This window comes from Enterobacter cloacae complex sp. S1 (assembly GCF_014930525.1).
Classification (GTDB): domain Bacteria; phylum Pseudomonadota; class Gammaproteobacteria; order Enterobacterales; family Enterobacteriaceae; genus Enterobacter; species Enterobacter hormaechei_C.
The window spans coordinates 53,954-71,223 of sequence record NZ_JADBRE010000005.1; the positions used below are offsets into that span (position 1 = coordinate 53,954).

The 17,270-nt window shown below is 57.2% G+C and carries 17 protein-coding genes and 1 other annotated feature; of the genes, 13 read left to right on the forward strand and 4 right to left on the reverse strand.

Features of this window, described 5'->3' with window-relative positions; translation table 11 throughout:
* Nucleotides 1-222 precede the first annotated feature (222 nt).
* The 6 genes from dgoR (at nt 223) to IM290_RS05445 (ending at nt 6,268) form a co-directional block, all read left to right on the forward strand.
* A complete protein-coding gene (gene dgoR, locus IM290_RS05420; protein WP_003861109.1) occupies nt 223-912 on the forward strand; it encodes a D-galactonate utilization transcriptional regulator DgoR in 690 nt (229 codons plus the stop codon).
* Entirely contained in the window at nt 909-1,787 is an 879-nt protein-coding gene (locus tag IM290_RS05425) for a 2-dehydro-3-deoxygalactonokinase (protein ID WP_058700872.1), read from the forward strand. The genes dgoR and IM290_RS05425 overlap by 4 nt, the downstream gene beginning before the upstream one ends.
* A complete protein-coding gene (locus IM290_RS05430; RefSeq protein ID WP_193042227.1) occupies nt 1,771-2,388 on the forward strand; it encodes a 2-dehydro-3-deoxy-6-phosphogalactonate aldolase in 618 nt (205 codons plus the stop codon). Before IM290_RS05425 ends, IM290_RS05430 begins: the two co-directional genes overlap by 17 nt.
* Nucleotides 2,385-3,533: a galactonate dehydratase gene (gene dgoD, locus IM290_RS05435; RefSeq protein WP_003861103.1), complete on the forward strand. Its 1,149-nt coding sequence runs from the start codon at nt 2,385-2,387 to the stop codon at nt 3,531-3,533. Before IM290_RS05430 ends, dgoD begins: the two co-directional genes overlap by 4 nt.
* Before the next feature lie 116 nt (nt 3,534-3,649).
* Nucleotides 3,650-4,987 (forward strand): MFS transporter, encoded by a 1,338-nt coding sequence (locus IM290_RS05440; RefSeq protein ID WP_080454100.1) that lies wholly within the window; start codon nt 3,650-3,652, stop codon nt 4,985-4,987.
* A 51-nt stretch (nt 4,988-5,038) separates the two neighbouring features.
* Complete coding sequence (locus IM290_RS05445) at nt 5,039-6,268, forward strand: DUF3748 domain-containing protein (RefSeq protein ID WP_202951925.1); 1,230 nt, start codon at nt 5,039-5,041, stop codon at nt 6,266-6,268.
* Here IM290_RS05445 and IM290_RS05450 read toward each other — a convergent pair.
* Nucleotides 6,265-6,597 carry a YceK/YidQ family lipoprotein gene (locus IM290_RS05450; RefSeq protein WP_017383693.1) on the reverse strand — a complete coding sequence of 111 codons (333 nt, stop codon included), beginning with the start codon at nt 6,595-6,597 and terminating at the stop codon, nt 6,265-6,267. The genes IM290_RS05445 and IM290_RS05450 overlap by 4 nt on opposite strands.
* A 247-nt stretch (nt 6,598-6,844) precedes the next feature.
* Nucleotides 6,845-6,919: a sequence feature (ROSE (Repression Of Heat Shock gene Expression) occurs in the 5'-region of heat shock genes and acts as an RNA thermometer to modulate expression.), on the forward strand.
* On the opposite strand from IM290_RS05450, the gene ibpA reads away from it, so the two are divergent.
* The 3 genes from ibpA to IM290_RS05465 all read left to right on the forward strand — a co-directional run bounded on the left by ibpA (nt 6,913) and on the right by IM290_RS05465 (nt 9,791).
* Nucleotides 6,913-7,323, forward strand: coding sequence for a small heat shock chaperone IbpA (ibpA, locus tag IM290_RS05455; protein ID WP_006177605.1), 411 nt, complete (start codon nt 6,913-6,915; stop codon nt 7,321-7,323). It overlaps the preceding feature by 7 nt.
* Nucleotides 7,324-7,459: 136 nt before the next feature.
* The gene (gene ibpB, locus IM290_RS05460) at nt 7,460-7,888 is read left to right on the forward strand and encodes a small heat shock chaperone IbpB (RefSeq protein WP_015570126.1); all 429 of its coding nucleotides are present in this window, start codon (nt 7,460-7,462) and stop codon (nt 7,886-7,888) included.
* Nucleotides 7,889-8,129: 241 nt separating this feature from the next.
* Complete coding sequence (locus tag IM290_RS05465) at nt 8,130-9,791, forward strand: putative transporter (RefSeq protein ID WP_017694020.1); 1,662 nt, start codon at nt 8,130-8,132, stop codon at nt 9,789-9,791.
* Here the strand turns inward: IM290_RS05465 and IM290_RS05470 are convergent.
* A complete protein-coding gene (locus IM290_RS05470; RefSeq protein WP_017383690.1) occupies nt 9,759-10,505 on the reverse strand; it encodes a GntR family transcriptional regulator in 747 nt (248 codons plus the stop codon). The two genes, IM290_RS05465 and IM290_RS05470, sit on opposite strands and share 33 nt — an antisense overlap.
* Nucleotides 10,506-10,727: 222 nt before the next feature.
* Between IM290_RS05470 and IM290_RS05475 the strand changes: the two genes are divergently transcribed.
* From IM290_RS05475 to IM290_RS05490, 4 genes are all read left to right on the forward strand, one after another.
* Nucleotides 10,728-12,350 (forward strand): alpha-glucoside-specific PTS transporter subunit IIBC, encoded by a 1,623-nt coding sequence (locus tag IM290_RS05475; RefSeq protein ID WP_193042225.1) that lies wholly within the window; start codon nt 10,728-10,730, stop codon nt 12,348-12,350.
* Nucleotides 12,347-13,669, forward strand: coding sequence for a 6-phospho-alpha-glucosidase (locus IM290_RS05480; protein ID WP_193042224.1), 1,323 nt, complete (start codon nt 12,347-12,349; stop codon nt 13,667-13,669). Before IM290_RS05475 ends, IM290_RS05480 begins: the two co-directional genes overlap by 4 nt.
* Nucleotides 13,670-13,761: 92 nt before the next feature.
* Nucleotides 13,762-14,109: a YidH family protein gene (locus IM290_RS05485; protein ID WP_003861080.1), complete on the forward strand. Its 348-nt coding sequence runs from the start codon at nt 13,762-13,764 to the stop codon at nt 14,107-14,109.
* On the forward strand, nt 14,099-14,446 hold the full coding sequence (locus IM290_RS05490) for a DUF202 domain-containing protein (RefSeq protein ID WP_017383689.1): 348 nt from the start codon (nt 14,099-14,101) through the stop codon (nt 14,444-14,446). Before IM290_RS05485 ends, IM290_RS05490 begins: the two co-directional genes overlap by 11 nt.
* Nucleotides 14,447-14,528: 82 nt before the next feature.
* Here IM290_RS05490 and dsdA read toward each other — a convergent pair whose 3' ends face one another.
* Complete coding sequence (gene dsdA, locus IM290_RS05495; protein ID WP_193042223.1) at nt 14,529-15,815, reverse strand: D-serine ammonia-lyase; 1,287 nt, start codon at nt 15,813-15,815, stop codon at nt 14,529-14,531.
* A 17-nt stretch (nt 15,816-15,832) separates the two neighbouring features.
* Nucleotides 15,833-17,170, reverse strand: a complete 1,338-nt coding sequence (dsdX, locus tag IM290_RS05500; protein WP_193042222.1) for a D-serine transporter DsdX — start codon at nt 17,168-17,170, stop codon at nt 15,833-15,835.
* Between the last annotated feature and the right edge of the window lie 100 nt (nt 17,171-17,270).

Below are 17,270 nucleotides of genomic sequence, written 5' to 3' on the forward strand. Positions count from 1 at the left end.
TGCTTTGAAAGATTAGCCCCGGTTATTAACCGGGGCTTTTTTTGGCCCTGAATTTATCAAATTGTTCTTTTTGTGATCTGGATTGTAGTACAACATTAACTGATTGTACTACATTGTCACCACAGCAAAGACGAAAGGCCTCACGTTTGTACTGCAAAAGTGAGGCGAAATTCAGCGGTCGCGGTAAAGTAGTGATGGACTTACAGAGCACAAGGACTCTCCATGACACTCAATAAAACCGATCGCATTGTCATCACGCTGGGCACTCAGATTGTGGGTGGCAAATACGTTCCCGGTTCGCCGCTGCCAGCAGAGGCGGAACTGTGCGAGGAGTTTGAAACCTCGCGCAACATCATTCGGGAAGTGTTCCGCTCGCTGATGGCGAAGCGGCTGATTGAAATGAAGCGCTATCGCGGCGCGTTTGTGGCGCCGCGTAACCAGTGGAACTACCTCGATACCGATGTTCTGCAATGGGTGCTGGAAAACGACTACGACCCACGGCTCATCGGCGCGATGAGCGAAGTCCGAAATCTGGTGGAACCGGCCATCGCCCGCTGGGCGGCAGAGCGCGCAACGTCAGGTGACCTGGCACAGATTGAGTCGGCTTTAAACGACATGATCGCCAATAACCAGAATCGGGAGGCGTTCAACGAAGCGGACATTCGTTACCACGAAGCGGTATTGCAGTCGGTGCATAACCCGGTTTTACAGCAGCTTAGCGTGGCGATCAGCTCGCTACAGCGAGCAGTATTTGAACGTACCTGGATGGGCGATGAGGCCAACATGCCGAAAACGCTTCAGGAACATAAAGCGCTGTTCGATGCGATACGGCATCAGGACGGCGATGCGGCAGAGCAGGCGGCGCTGACCATGATCGCCAGCTCGACACGAAGGCTGAAGGAAATCACATGACATCACGCTACATCGCAATTGACTGGGGATCGACCAATCTGCGCGCCTGGCTCTACCAGGGTGAGCAGTGCCTGGAAAGCAGGCAATCAGAAGCAGGTGTGACGCGCCTGAACGGTAAATCCCCCGCAGCGGTGTTAGCAGAATTGACACAAAACTGGCGCGACGGTACTACGCCAGTGGTGATGGCCGGAATGGTCGGCAGTAACGTGGGGTGGAAGGTCGCGCCTTACCTGTCAGTTCCGGTGCATTTCACCGCCGTTGGCGAGCAGTTAACGTCCGTTGGCGACAATGTCTGGATTATTCCCGGTTTATGCGTCTCTCGCGACGATAACCATAATGTGATGCGCGGCGAAGAGACGCAGCTGCTCGGGGCGCGCACCCTTTCTCCTTCTTCTGTCTACGTCATGCCCGGGACGCACTGCAAATGGGTCCAGGCGGATGCTGAGCAAATTCATGATTTCCGCACCGTGATGACCGGCGAACTGCACCACTTGCTGCTTAAGCATTCGCTGGTGGGGGCCGGTTTGCCGGAGCAGACCCCTTCGCCGGAAGCGTTTGCCGCCGGGCTTGAGCGCGGGATCGCATCCCCTGCCGTTTTGCCGCAACTTTTTGAGGTTCGCGCCTCGCACGTGCTGGGAAATCTTCCGCGCGAACAGGTCAGCGAATTTCTGTCCGGCCTGCTGATTGGCGCAGAAGTCGCCACTCTGAGCGACGCGTTCGCCGGGCAGCAGGCCATCACGCTCGTCGCGGGTTCATCGCTGACGTCTCGTTACCGCCAGGCGTTCCACGCTATCGGACGGGATGTTGCTGCGGTGGAAGGCGACACGGCATTTCAGGCAGGCATAAGGAGCATCGCTCATGCAGTGGCAAACTGAACTTCCCCTGATCGCGATTTTGCGCGGTATCACGCCCGGTGAGGCCTTAGCGCACGTTGGCGCGGTGATCGACGCCGGGTTCGACGCGGTGGAAATCCCGCTCAACTCCCCGGAGTGGGAAAAAAGCATTCCGGCAATTGTGAAGGCGTTTGGTGATAAGGCGCTGATTGGCGCAGGCACCGTGCTGCAACCGGAGCAGGTGGATGAACTGGCGAAAATGGGCTGCAAGCTTATCGTCACACCGAATATCAACCCCGAGGTGATCCGCCGGGCGGTGGATTACGGCATGACCGTCTGCCCGGGTTGCGCCACGGCCACAGAAGCCTTTGCCGCCCTCGATGCGGGCGCACAGTCTCTCAAAATTTTCCCGTCGTCGGCCTTTGGTCCGGATTACATCAAAGCGCTGAAAGCGGTCTTACCCGCCAGCGTGCCGGTCTTTGCCGTGGGCGGCGTCACGCCGGAAAACCTGGGCCAGTGGATGAGCGCGGGCTGTGTGGGCGTGGGGCTGGGCAGCGATCTCTATCGTGCCGGTCAGCCCGTTGAGCGTACCGCACAGCAGGCGGCAGCATTTGTGAAAGCGTATCGAGAGGCAGTGCAATGAAAATAACCAAACTCACCACGTACCGTTTACCCCCGCGTTGGATGTTCCTGAAAATCGAAACCGACGAAGGCGTGGTTGGCTGGGGCGAGCCGGTGATTGAAGGCCGTGCGCGCACCGTTGAAGCCGCGGTGCACGAGCTGGGCGAATACCTGATTGGCCAGGATCCGGCGCGCATCAACGACCTGTGGCAGGTGATGTACCGCGCGGGCTTCTACCGCGGGGGGCCGATTCTGATGAGCGCCATCGCCGGTATTGATCAGGCGCTGTGGGATATCAAAGGCAAAGTGCTCAATGCCCCGGTCTGGCAATTAATGGGCGGCCTGGTGCGCGACAAAATCAAAGCCTACAGCTGGGTGGGCGGTGACCGCCCTGCGGAAGTGATCGACGGTATCCGGCAACTGCGCAACATCGGTTTTGACACCTTCAAACTCAACGGCTGCGAAGAAATGGGCGTTATCGACAACTCGCGCGCGGTAGACCGGGCGGTGAATACCGTGGCGCAAATCCGTGAAGCCTTCGGCAACGAGATTGAGTTTGGTCTGGATTTCCACGGCCGCGTCAGCGCGCCAATGGCCAAAGTGCTGATTAAAGAGCTGGAGCCGTATCGCCCGCTGTTTATCGAAGAGCCGGTGCTGGCCGAGCAGGCGGAATACTATCCGAAACTGGCTGAACAGACGCACATTCCCATCGCGGCGGGGGAACGCATGTTCTCGCGCTTCGAGTTTAAACGCGTGCTGGAAGCGGGCGGCATTGCGATCCTGCAACCGGACCTCTCCCACGCGGGCGGCATCACCGAATGCTACAAAATTGCCGGAATGGCAGAAGCCTACGATGTGGCGCTGGCGCCGCACTGTCCGCTTGGGCCGATTGCGCTGGCGGCCTGCCTGCACGTCGACTTCGTCTCCCGCAATGCGGTGTTCCAGGAACAAAGCATGGGCATTCACTATAACAAGGGCGCGGAGCTGCTCGACTTTGTGAAAAACAAAGAAGACTTCAGCATGGAAGGTGGTTTCTTTAAACCGTTAACGAAGCCGGGCCTTGGCGTGGAGATCGACGAAGCCAAAGTCATTGAGCTGAGTAAAAGTGCGCCGGACTGGCGTAACCCACTGTGGCGTCATGAAGACGGTTCCGTAGCCGAGTGGTAAATCGCCGGATGGCGCTACGCTTATCCGGCCTACTCTCTCGTAGGCCCGGTAAGCGAAGCGCCACCGGGCAAAAAAACGTACATAGAAAAAATATAACCCTCTGTAAATTACAGGGCATGGTGAGCGGCTTCGCTATGCCCAAAATCTGGAGACAGATTGCGATGGATATTCCAGTTACTGCTGCAAAAACCGGGCGTCGTCGTTACCTGACGCTGATCATGATCTTTATTACCGTGGTCATCTGTTATGTCGACCGCGCCAACCTTGCCGTGGCATCGGCTCATATTCAGGAAGAGTTTGGCATCACCAAAGCGGAAATGGGCTACGTCTTCTCGGCGTTTGCCTGGCTGTATACGCTCTGTCAGATCCCCGGTGGCTGGTTCCTTGACCGCGTGGGTTCACGTCTGACCTACTTTATCGCTATTTTTGGCTGGTCCGTGGCGACCCTGTTCCAGGGCTTCGCGACCGGACTGATGTCGCTGATTGGCCTGCGCGCCATCACCGGGGTGTTTGAAGCGCCCGCGTTTCCGACCAACAACCGCATGGTTACCAGCTGGTTCCCGGAACATGAGCGAGCCTCTGCCGTCGGCTTTTACACCTCCGGGCAGTTTGTTGGTCTGGCGTTTCTGACGCCGCTGTTAATCTGGATCCAGGAGTTGCTGAGCTGGCACTGGGTGTTCATCGTCACCGGCGGGATCGGCATTATCTGGTCGTTAATCTGGTTTAAGGTGTATCAGCCGCCGCGCCTGACCAAAAGCATCTCCAAAGCCGAACTGGACTACATCCGCGACGGCGGTGGCCTGGTGGACGGCGATGCGCCCGTGAAAAAAGAGGCGCGCCAGCCGTTAACCAAAGCGGACTGGAAGCTGGTCTTCCACCGTAAGCTGGTGGGCGTATATCTGGGCCAGTTCGCGGTGACCTCCACGCTATGGTTCTTCCTCACCTGGTTCCCGAACTATCTGACGCAGGAGAAGGGGATTACCGCGCTGAAGGCGGGCTTTATGACCACCGTACCGTTCCTTGCGGCGTTTTTCGGCGTGCTGCTCTCGGGCTGGCTGGCGGATAAGCTGGTGAAAAAAGGCTTCTCACTGGGCGTTGCGCGTAAAACGCCGATTATCTGCGGACTGCTGATCTCTACCTGCATCATGGGAGCGAACTACACCAACGATCCGGTGTGGATCATGACCCTGATGGCGGTAGCGTTCTTCGGAAACGGTTTTGCCTCTATCACCTGGTCGCTGGTGTCGTCGCTGGCGCCGATGCGTCTGATCGGCCTGACCGGTGGCGTGTTTAACTTCGTTGGCGGCCTGGGCGGGATCACCGTACCGCTGGTCATCGGTTACCTGGCGCAGGACTACGGCTTTGGTCCGGCGCTGGTGTATATCTCTGCCGTGGCGCTGATCGGCGCGCTCTCCTACATCCTGCTGGTCGGCGACGTTAAACGAGTGGGCTAATCCCTTCGGATGTTTTACCCTGATGCGATAACCGCGCATCAGGGTATTTTCATGAAACAAATCACCTTCGCTTCCCGCAACCACCAGCTCACCAACATTAACACCTGGACGCCAGACAGCCAGTGGCTTGTCTATGATGTCCGCCCGTCCGGCGCGTCGTTTACCGGTGAAACCATTGAGCGGGTCAATGTCAGTACGGGCGAGGTTGAGGTGATCTACCGTGCGACTGACGGCGCGCATGTCGGCGTGGTAACCGTTCATCCGGCGCAGGAAAAATATGTTTTTATCCACGGCCCGAAAAACCCGGATGCAGACTGGCAGTATGATTTTCACCATCGTCAGGGGGTGATTGCGCACAATGGTCAGGTGAGCAATCTTGATGCGATGGATATCACCGCGCCTTACACCGCAGGCGCGCTGCGTGGCGGCAGCCACGTCCACGTTTTTAGCCCGAACGGGCAGTTCGTCAGCTTTACCTACAACGACCATGTGCTGCACGCGCGCGATCCGCAGCTGGATTTGCGTAATGTCGGGGTGGCGGCGCCTTTTGGCCCAGTAAACCCACAGGGGAACCATCCGCGGGAATATGCCGGCACCTTCTGGAGCGTACTGGTAAGCCGGGCAACGCCGAACCCGAAACCGGGCAGCGATGAGGTAAACCGCGCCTATGAAGAGGGCTGGGTGGGCAACGACAGGCTGGCGTTTATCGGCGATACGGTGTCTGCGAAAGGCGAGAAAGTGCCCGAACTGTTTATTGTCGATCTCCCCAAAGACGAGCAGGGCTGGAAACGGGCGGGCGATGCGCCGTTGCAGGGAACGCCTGATACAATGCCCGCGCCGCCTGCGGGTGTAACGCAACGTCGCTTAACCTTCACCCATCAGAAGGCGTATCCGGGGCTGGTGAACGTACCGCGCCACTGGGTGCGCAGCAATCCGCAGGGGACGCAGATTGCGTTTTTAATGCGGGACGATAACGGCGTTGTGCAGCTGTGGCTTATCTCCCCTGAGGGCGGCGAGCCGCGTCAGCTGACCCACACTGAGCGTGATATTCAGTCGGCCTTTAACTGGCATCCTTCCGGCAACGGGCTGGGATTTGTGCTTGCAGGCCGTATTGCCTGCTGCGATGCGCAGACCGGAGAGGTGACGTTTTTGACGTCCGATCACGGCAATCCGCCGTCTGCTGACGCTGTGGTGTTTTCCCCGGACGGACGATTTATTGCATGGATGGAAGAGAAGGACGGTTTCCGCCAGCTGTGGCTAACGGAAACCGCACAGAATTAGCGTGGAGGCATCTCTGCGGGCGGGATGACGGAATTGGTCGCCAGCTTTTCCTGCTCGCTTTTCTCAACGCGCGAACGCACTGAGCTGTCGGTGCGGAACATATCCCACGGCAGCAGAAGCGTATCGGCAACCGCCGTAAACGGCATATCAAGAATCGCCAGAGATTTGGTACCCCAGTTTGTCTCATCATCAGAGATCATTGCGGCACTGGCGCGCGTCCCCGGATATGTTCCTTCTTTACCGCCGGTGTGCGACATCACGCTCGAACACCCGCAAAGTAAAACAACCCCGCTGAACGACGCCAGCTTAATCAGAACATTTCTCATCATCACTCAGTCATCTTTAGTAGCACGGCATTGACCTGCAACTCAGGGTTATAGCGAGGCGCGTCCAAAATGGATAGCTCAAAACTCCCGCACTGTGGTCGTCATCGCAATTTAACCCTTTGTGCTGTGCCCCTGAGTCTATGCGACAACCAGCAAAGTGCAAAAAAATCTCACATCAACAGTCTTGAAAAGGCCGTATCCAGACCCATTTTAAGAATGTAACCCGATAACGGACACGCCTGATGGGTGTTCGGGGAAGCAGAAGCCTGTCCATGGTGGAAGGCTACATTTTCTCGCTGATTTCAGGAGCATTTATCCATGCGTAATTTCGATCTCTCTCCGCTATACCGTTCTGCCATTGGTTTCGATCGTCTGTTCAACCACTTAGAAAACAACCAGAGCCAGAGCAACGGCTATCCTCCTTACAACGTTGAACTGGTTGACGAAAACCACTATCGCATTGCGATTGCTGTTGCCGGTTTCGCAGAGAGCGAACTGGAGATCACCGCGCAGGACAATCTGCTGGTGGTGAAAGGCTCCCATACGGCCGAGCAGAAAGAACGAACCTACCTCTACCAGGGCATCGCAGAGCGCAACTTTGAGCGCAAGTTCCAGCTGGCTGAGAACATCCACGTCAAGGGCGCGAACCTGGTGAACGGCCTGCTGTTTATCGAACTGGAACGTGTGATTCCGGAAGAGAAAAAACCGCGTCGTATCGAAATCAACTAATTACGCGGGTCGCGTGAGCGGCCCACCCGGACTTGCTTGCCGTAACGGGAGCATATGCGAATCCACAAGGGTTTGCAGGTACAACTGTGCACAAAATTAAACTGTGCCGCACTCGCTTCTCAGAAGGAGATTTAGTATGCGTAACTACGATTTATCCCCCCTGCTGCGTCAGTGGATCGGTTTTGACAAACTGGCTAACGCGCTGCAAAGCGCAACCGAACAGCAGACCTTTCCACCGTACAACATCGAAAAAAGCGATGATAACCACTACCGCATCACGCTTGCGCTGGCCGGGTTCCGCCAGGAAGATCTCGACATCCAGCTGGAGGGTACGCGCCTGACCGTGAAAGGGTCACCGGAAAAACCAGACACCGAGACCAAATGGCTGCATCAGGGGCTTGTCACTCAGCCGTTTAGCCTGAGCTTTACCCTGGCAGACCATATGGAAGTTTCTGGCGCGACGTTCACTAACGGGCTGCTGAACATTGACCTCACCCGTAACGTGCCGGAAGCCATTGCGCCTCAGCGCATCGCCATTAGCGAACGCCCGGCGTTGAACAGCTAAACCACGTTTTTGCCGGGTGGCGGCTACGCCTTACCCGGCCTACAAAACGAATCGTGTGCGGGCTGGTGCCCTCACCCCGCCCCTCTCCCCACAGGGAGAGGGTGCAAACACTAAAAACGGTCACCTTCGGGTGACCGTTTTGCTTTTACCTTCGGCTTTTTTGTGCGCCATCGCCCATACAACCGCCGTCAGCTCTGAGAGAATCCTTAGCATAACTATGGTTATACACAGGATGTGGATCATGAGTGATATCGCGTTAACCGTTAGCGTGTTGGCCCTTGTCGCGGTAGTGGGGCTATGGCTGGGGAATATCAAAATCCGCGGCGTCGGATTTGGCATCGGCGGGGTGCTGTTCGGCGGGATTTTTGTCGGCCATTTTGCCGACCAGCTTGGGTGGGTGCTCAGCGCCGATATGCTGCATTTCATCCAGGAGTTCGGCCTGATCCTCTTTGTGTATACCATCGGTATTCAGGTGGGGCCGGGCTTCTTCGCTTCCCTGCGCGTCTCCGGTTTACGCCTTAATCTCTTTGCCTTCGGCATCGTCGTGATGGGTGGGCTGGTTACCGCCATTCTGCATAAACTCTTCGCGATTCCGCTGCCCGTTGTGCTGGGCATCTTCTCCGGCGCCGTCACGAATACGCCCGCGCTCGGGGCGGGCCAGCAAATTCTGCGCGATCTGGGTATCCCTGCTGATGTCGTCGATCAGATGGGGATGAGCTACGCCATGGCCTATCCGTTTGGCATTTGCGGTATTTTGCTCTCGATGTGGCTGGTGCGCGTGCTGTTCCGTGTTAACGTCGAGCAGGAGGCAAAAGAGCATGAAAGCACGCTGACCAACGGCCATGCGCTCATTAAAACTATCAATATTCGCGTCGAAAACCCTAATCTGAACAATATGGCGATTCAGGATGTTCCCATTCTGAACAGCGCGACCATTATCTGTTCCCGCCTGAAACGTGATGAAACGCTGATGGTGCCTTCACCGGATACCCTTATTCAGCACGGCGATCTCCTGCATCTGGTAGGGCAACCGGCGGATTTAAACAATGCCCGGCTGGTGATTGGTCAGGAGGTGGATACCTCACTCTCAACCCGTGGAACGGACATGCGCGTGGAGCGGGTGGTAGTGACCAATGAGAAAGTCCTGGGCAAGAAAATACGCGATTTGCAGGTTAAAGAGCGTTATGACGTGGTGATCTCCCGGCTTAACCGCGCCGGTGTCGAGCTGGTGGCCAGCCAGGATGCCAGCCTGCAATTCGGTGATATTCTCAACCTCGTCGGGCGTCCCTCATCCATTGATGCCGTAGCGGACATGGTAGGCAACGCCCAGCAAAAACTCCAGCAGGTGCAGATGCTGCCGGTCTTTATCGGCGTCGGGCTTGGCGTCATGCTTGGCTCCATCCCCCTGTACGTGCCCGGCTTCCCGGTAGCACTGAAGCTGGGTCTGGCAGGCGGGCCGCTCATTATGGCGCTGATCCTCGGGCGTATCGGCTCCATCGGTAAGCTCTACTGGTTTATGCCGCCGAGTGCTAACCTGGCGCTGCGGGAGTTAGGCATCGTGCTGTTTCTGGCGGTGGTGGGGCTGAAATCCGGCGGCGATTTTGTCGATACTCTGGTCAACGGCGAAGGGATGAGCTGGGTAGGATACGGCATATTTATTACCGCTATCCCACTGATAACGGTCGGATTACTGGCACGTATCTTCGCTAAAATGAACTATCTCACGCTGTGCGGCATGCTGGCCGGTTCCATGACCGATCCGCCCGCGCTGGCGTTCGCCAACAACCTGCACGCCACCAGCGGCGCGGCGGCGTTGTCCTACGCCACGGTTTATCCGCTGGTGATGTTTCTGCGCATCATCACCCCGCAGCTACTGGCGGTGCTGTTCTGGGGGATGGGCTAACAAGTCTTCCGGGTGGATGCGCCGCAGATGGTAGTCCACCTGGTAATCGCTGGTGTTCCGGAACATCACGGAATAATTGAGGAACTCGCCGCTGTCGCTGTAGGAAAGGGAGGTGATGCGTAGCAGCGGCGTCTGTTCCGGCACATTCATATAACCGGCCAGCTGTTTATCTGCCAGCACCGGCGTCAGGCTCTCGTAGTTGCCGCTGATGGTGATCCCGCATTCCTTCTCGATGTAATCAAACTTAGACCCTTCGAGATGCGCCAGGGAAAGATTGCGGAACAGCTTCACCGGCATAAAGCTGTCCTCCAGCATCAGCGGTTTTCCGTCCACGTAACGCACCCGCCTTGAAAAATAGATCCGCTCATCAACCTGAATCCGCAGCTGGCTGGCGATAGCGGGCGGCGCGGGCATCACTTCAAACTGCAACACCTTGCTCTGCACTTCTTTCCCCTGCTGGCGCAGCACCTCCACCAGCCCGGTCAGGTTAGTCGTTTCATGATGAACGTCTTTGCGCGCCACGAACGTCCCGCTGCCGTGTCGACGTTCAACCAGCCCCCAGCTTACCAGCAGATCCAGCGCCTTGCGGATGGTCATCCGGGCTACGCCAAACTCCTTTGCCAGCGCTTTTTCTCCGGGTAACGGACTGCCAATGTTGTAGTCCGAGGAATTCAGCCGCAGCCGTAGCCGATCGGCAATTGATTTGTAGATCACCAGTAGACCTCTCTGCGCACATCATGGCGTGGATTACGTCTTAACTTGTCTATGTTTAGTTTAAAAAGTAGACCTTATTGGTCAAATTAAAACCATGAATGCGATCACGAATCGCAGCGGCATACCATGTTGCTGCATCAGTAAGTTCTTATGCTCACCTCAGGCCAGTAAAAAACCATAAAGGCCTCTATCCCCTACAGGTTGTTTCATGAGGATTTAAAAATGCTCAGTCAAATACAACGTTTTGGCGGCGCCATGTTCACCCCGGTTTTGCTGTTTCCCTTTGCCGGGATCGTGGTTGGGATCGCCATCATGCTTCGCAATCCGCTGTTTGTCGGTGAGGCCTTAACCGCGCCGGATAATCTGTTCGCGCAAATTGTTCACATCATCGAAGAGGGCGGCTGGGCGGTGTTCCGTAATATGCCGCTGATTTTTGCTGTCGGCTTACCGATTGGCCTGGCAAAGCAGGCGCAGGGCCGCGCCTGTCTGGCGGTGCTGATTAGCTTCCTGACCTGGAACTACTTTATCAACGCGATGGGGATGACCTGGGGTCACTTCTTTGGCGTCGACTTCTCTGCTGAACCCAATGCCGGCAGCGGGCTGGCGATGATTGCCGGAATCAAAACGCTTGATACCAGCATCATCGGGGCGATTATCATTTCCGGGCTCGTCACCGCCATCCACAACCGATTTTTCGACAAGCCGTTGCCGGTCTTTCTGGGGATTTTCCAGGGCACCTCGTTTGTCGTTATCCTCGCGTTCTTCGTCATGATCCCTTGCGCCTGGCTGACGCTGCTGGGATGGCCGAAAGTGCAGATGGGCATTGAGTCGTTGCAGGCCTTTCTACGTACCGCTGGCGCGCTGGGCGTATGGGTTTATACCTTCCTGGAACGCATTCTGATCCCAACCGGATTACACCACTTTGTCTACGGCCCGTTTATCTTCGGCCCGGCTGCGGTAGAAGGCGGCATTCAGGTCTACTGGGCACAGCACCTTCAGGAATTCAGCCAGAGCATTGTGCCGCTGAAAACGCTGTTCCCGGAGGGCGGATTCGCGCTGCACGGCAACTCTAAGGTGTTTGGCTCAGTCGGTATTGCGCTGGCTATCTGGTATACCGCGTCGCCGGAGAACCGCGTCAAAGTGGCAGGTCTGCTGATCCCGGCCACGCTTACCGCCGTGCTGGTGGGCATTACCGAACCGCTGGAGTTCACCTTCCTGTTTATCTCGCCGTTGCTGTTTGCCATCCACGCCGTGCTGGCCGCAACGATGGCGACGGTGATGTATACCTTCGGGGTGGTGGGGAACATGGGGGGCGGTCTGCTGGACCAGTTCCTGCCGCAAAACTGGATCCCGATGTTCCATAACCACGCCTCGACGGTATTCACCCAGATTGGCATCGGCCTCTGCTTCACCGGGATCTACTTCGTGGTCTTCAGAACGCTTATCGAACGTCTGAATCTCAAAACGCCGGGCCGGGAAGAGAGCGAAATCAAACTCTACAACAAAGCCGACTATAAGGCCGCGCGCGGGCAAACCACCGCCCCGGCGGCAGCCAGCCAGCAGGTCGGGCAGGCTGCTGGGTTCTTACAGGCGCTCGGCGGCGCAGCAAACATCGAAAGTATCAATAACTGCGCCACCCGCTTGCGTATCGCCCTGGTGGATATGACGAAAACCCAAAGCGACGACGTCTTCAAAGCCCTGGGCGCACACGGTGTGGTGCGGCGCGGCAACGGCATACAGGTGATTGTCGGTCTGCACGTTCCTCAGGTGCGCGACCAGCTGGAATCGCTGATGAAAACCCCTTTAACAAACGAACAAACCACTCTGACAGAGGCTATATCATGAAAAAATTCTCAGTTGTTATTGCAGGCGGCGGCAGTACATTCACGCCTGGTATCGTCCTGATGCTGTTAGCCAACCGTGACCGTTTCCCGCTGCGTGCGCTGAAGTTCTATGACAATGACGGAGCACGTCAGGAGATCATCGCCGAGGCGTGCAAAATCATCCTTAAGGAGCAGGCGCCGGAGATTGAATTTAGTTACACCACCGATCCTGAAGCGGCCTTTACCGATGTGGATTTCGTGATGGCGCATATTCGCGTGGGCAAATACCCCATGCGTGAAAAAGATGAAAAAATCCCGCTGCGCCACGGCGTGCTGGGCCAGGAAACGTGCGGGCCGGGCGGCATCTCCTACGGCATGCGCTCCATCGGCGGCGTGCTGGAGCTGGTGGATTACATGGAGCAGTACTCCCCGAACGCGTGGATGCTGAACTACTCCAACCCGGCGGCGATTGTCGCGGAAGCCACGCGCCGCCTGCGTCCGAATGCGAAAATTCTCAACATCTGCGACATGCCGATCGGCATTGAAGGACGTATGGCGCAAATCGTCGGTCTGAAAGACCGCAAAGAGATGCGCGTGCGCTACTACGGTCTGAACCACTTCGGCTGGTGGACGTCGATTGAAGATCTGAACGGCAACGATCTGATGCCGAAACTGCGCGAATACGTGGCGAAAAACGGTTATGTTCCGCCTTCGGAAGATGCGCATACTGAAGCGAGCTGGAATGATACATTCGCCAAGGCTAAAGACGTACAGGCGCTGGATCCGGACACCATGCCGAACACCTACCTGAAGTATTACCTGTTCCCGGACTATGTGGTCGCCCATTCCAACCCGGAGCGTACCCGCGCCAATGAAGTGATGGATCACCGTGAGAAGCATGTATTCAGTTCATGCCGGGCGATTATCGAAGCCGGTCATTCTTCTGCCGGTGAACTGGAAATCGACGAACATGCGTCGTACATCGTCGATCTGGCGACCGCGATCGCCTTTAATACCCAGGAACGCATGCTGCTGATTGTGCCTAACAATGGGGCTATCCATAATTTTGACGCCGACGCGATGGTAGAAATCCCTTGTCTGGTCGGCCACAACGGACCGGAGCCGCTGACCGTGGGTGATATTCCGCACTTCCAGAAAGGGCTCATGAGCCAGCAGGTGGCAGTGGAAAAACTGGTGGTGGACGCCTGGGAGCAGCGCTCGTATCAGAAACTCTGGCAGGCGATTACCCTGTCGAAAACCGTACCGAGCGCATCGGTGGCGAAGGCGATTCTGGACGATCTGATTGAAGCGAATAAGGATTACTGGCCAGAGCTGTACTAATCTTTCTGACCGGCATCGCCTGATGCCGGTCTCCTTGTCCAGGCTGAATTACGCTATGCTGAAGCCTGCATGCAGCACGACAAGGAACCTTGATGAACATTTCCCGTCTCGGTGAAGCGCCGGACTACCGCTTCTCACTGGCTAACGAACGCACGTTCTTAGCGTGGATCCGCACCGCCCTGGGCTTTCTGGCCGCAGGTGTCGGTCTTGATCAGCTCGCCCCCGATTTTGCCACCCCATTGATTCGCGAAGTGCTGGCCCTGCTGCTGTGCCTGATTGCCGGCGTGCTGGCGATTTATGGCTATCTGCGCTGGCTTAGAAATGAAAAGGCGATGCGTCTGAAGCAGGATCTCCCCTACACGCGCGGCTTGCTCATCATTAGTACGATTTTGCTGATGGTTGCGGGCGTAGTGATGTTACTGGTGTTGTATGCCGGATAGCCGCAAAGCGCGGCGGGAAGCGGACCCCGGGCTTCAGCCGGAGCGAACCTCGCTGGCCTGGCTGCGCACGCTGCTGGGGTATGGCGCGCTGATCGCTCTTGCCATTAAGCACAACTGGCACCGCACGGGGGCGCCATTCTGGATCTCCATTGTTGTGCTGGCGCTGGTAGCCGTCATTTTATGGCGCTACACCCGCAGCCGTAACCTGATGGACGTGGCGCAGAACGACTTTGCGCAGCCGAAAGCGGTGCGGGATAAGTTCCTGATTGCGTTGGCTGTGCTGTCTCTGTCTTTACTCTTTGCAGTTACTCACATTCAGCAAATTATGAGCTTATAAGCCCGGTGGCGGCTGCGCCTTACCGGGCCTACAACTGCCGCGAACTGTAGGCCGGGTAAGGCGTAGCCGCCACCCGGCATAATTACTTCCCTTTAGCTAAATACTTCGCCATCTCATCCTCCGGCACCATGCCGCCGCCGGTCGCCCACACCAGGTGGGTAACGTTCTCATCGGCATCGACGCGCAGCGGCCAGGCCATCCCCGCCAGCGCCGACGGCTCCAGGCGAATCCCTTCCTCCTGCGCCAGCCAGCCGAGCATGTCGTACATGCTTTGATCGGAGAGGGTATAGAACCCGTCGAGCAGGCGCTCCATCGCGCGGCCCACGAAGCCGGAGGCACGTCCTACCGCCAGACCGTCCGCCGCCGTCACGTTATCAATGCCCAGATCCTGCACGGCAATCTCATCGTGCAGGCCGGTGTAAACGCCCAGCAGCATGCACGGGGAGTGCGTTGGCTCCGCGAAGAAGCAGTGGACGTTATCGCCAAAGGCCAGCTTCAGGCCAAACGCCACGCCGCCGGGGCCACCACCGACGCCGCACGGCAGGTAGACGTACAGGGGATGATCGGCATCCACCACGCGGCCCTGCTCGGCAAACTGCGCCTTCAGGCGCTCGCCAGCAACCGCATAGCCCAGGAACAGCGTACGGGAGTTTTCATCGTCAATGAAGAAACAGTTCGGATCGCTTTCCGCCGCTTTGCGTCCCTGCTCCACCGCCACGCCGTAATCCTGCTCATATTCCACGACCATCACGCCGTGGCTGCGCAGTTTGGCTTTCTTCCACTCGCGGGCGTCGGCGGACATATGCACCGTCACCTTAAAGCCAACGCGGGCGCTCATAATGCCGATGGACATCCCCAGGTTGCCGGTTGAGCCCACCGCGATGCTGTACTGGCTGAAGAAGTTCTTAAAGCGCGGCTCCAGCAGAACGCTGTAGTCGTCTTCAAGGCTCAGCAACCCGGCGTCCAGCGCCAGTTTCTCCGCATGGGTCAGCACCTCATAGATGCCGCCGCGCGCTTTGATCGAGCCGGAAATCGGCAGATGGCTGTCTTTTTTCAGCAGCAGCGTGCCTGGAATGGCCTTACCGGACTCTTTCTCCAGCCGCGCCTGCATCGCCGGGATCGCGACCAGGTCGGATTCGATAATCCCGCCCGTTGCCGCCGTTTCCGGGAACGCTTTCGCCAGATACGGCGCGAAGCGTTTCAGGCGCGCGTGCGCGTCGTCCACGTCGGCTTTGGTCAGCCCGACATACGGCAATCCTTCCGCCAGCGTCGTGGTGCGCGGGTTAAGCCAGGTGGTTTCTTTCAGGGCAATCAGATCCTCAACCAGAGGAAACTGTGCGGTTAAAGTAGTGATAGTTGCGTTTTCCATAATACGTCTCTTCGCGCTCAGATAATGAAAGAAAGCAGGAATGTGCCGCCAAGTGCAAGCACCGAGGCGATAAACGTCGCCGTCGTATAGTATTTGAAGGTCTCGTTCAGGGTCGCGCCGCAGTATTGCTTCACCAGCCAGAAGAGAGAATCGGTCACGATCGTGCAGCCAATAGCGCCGGACCCGATGGCAATGGTGATGATCTCCGGGCTTACGTTCGGGTAGAGCGGCAGCATCGGCGCCACTATCGCCGTGGCACCCATCATCGCTACCGTTGCCGAACCGACGGCGGCGTGCAGCACCAGTGCCACCAGCCAGGCGAGAAGGATAGGGTGCATATGCAGGTTCGAGAGAATATGCGCCAGCGTCTCCGCCAGACCGCTGGTTTTAAGGATGGCGTTGAACGCGCCGCCCGCGCCGATAATCAGCAAAATGTTGGCGATAGAGCCAAAGCCGTGCTCCGTATGGGTCAGCATTGCGCCCATGCCCATGTGCTGGCGGATCCCCAGCAGGTAGTAGGCGACAAACACGGCGATAAACATCGCGGTGATAGGGTTGCCGATAAACTCCAGCAGGGTATAAAGCGTGCCTTCTTTTGCCATGTTCAGCTCGGCAATGGTTTTCACCAGCATCAGGGCAATCGGCAGCAGCACGGTGCACAGCGTGGCGCTCAGCGATGGCAGCGTGTGTTCTTCCCGCACCTTCAGGTCTGAAAATTCCGCCGGAACCGGCTTATAGGGCAGACGATCGCCGAGCAGCTTCAGGAACAGCGGGCCGCCAACCAGAGACGCCATCAGGCCCACCACCAGACCGTAGACAATCACCGTCCCGACGTCCGCCCCTAATTTATTGGTGACAAACAGCGCGGCCGGATGCGGAGGCACCACGCAGTGCACTGCCATTAGTGCGGTACAGAGCGGAATGGCCAGCTTGAGCAGCGACGTGTTGGTCTTTTTGGCGATGGAAAACGCCAGCGGGATCAGCAGTACCACGCCCACTTCCACAAACAGCGTAATGCCGCAGATCAGGCCGACCAGGACCATAATCACGTCCGCCGACAGCCAGCGGCAGCGCTGCAACGTAATCCCGATGCGCTCTGCCGCGCCGGAGACTTCCATCATTTTGCCGAGAATAGTGCCAAGACCGATAACCGCCGCCAGGAAGCCCAGCGTACCGCCAATCCCGCTCTCAATGGCGTTCACCATATCCAGCGGGCTCATCCCCATCATCGCGCCGACGAAAAAGCTTGCCAGCAGCAGCGCGAGGAACGGGTGAAACTTCAGTTTTACGATGGTTAAAACAATCAATACGATGCTGACAAGCAGCGTTGCCACAACCCAGACCTGAGATCCCATATCTCACCTCACCCTTATGTCATCTGGGGGTATTGGACGAAAAAACGGCGTGGGCTGACAAACGATATAAATTGGCGTTCAGATGAGCCAGATTGGATCA